Source organism: Paenibacillus sp. 7541, assembly GCF_002276395.1.
GTDB lineage: Bacteria > Bacillota > Bacilli > Paenibacillales > Paenibacillaceae > Paenibacillus_AQ > Paenibacillus_AQ campinasensis.
In genome coordinates this window covers 1-331 of the sequence record NZ_NQLZ01000083.1, presented here as the reverse complement: position 1 = coordinate 331, position 331 = coordinate 1, and the positions used below count along the sequence as shown (strand labels likewise).

The 331-nt window shown below is 52.9% G+C and carries 1 rRNA gene; it reads left to right on the top strand.

What is annotated here, in order from left to right:
* Window positions 1–331, top strand: a 16S ribosomal RNA gene (locus CHH75_RS24515); the annotation flags it as partial.

The following is a 331-nucleotide window of genomic DNA, read 5'->3' as shown; positions in this document are numbered from 1 at the left end:
CCGAAGTTAACACATTAAGCATTCCGCCTGGGGAGTACGGTCGCAAGACTGAAACTCAAAGGAATTGACGGGGACCCGCACAAGCAGTGGAGTATGTGGTTTAATTCGAAGCAACGCGAAGAACCTTACCAGGTCTTGACATCCCTTTGACCCCTCTAGAGATAGAGGTTTCCTTCGGGACAGAGGAGACAGGTGGTGCATGGTTGTCGTCAGCTCGTGTCGTGAGATGTTGGGTTAAGTCCCGCAACGAGCGCAACCCTTGATCTTAGTTGCCAGCACGTAATGGTGGGCACTCTAAGGTGACTGCCGGTGACAAACCGGAGGAAGGTGG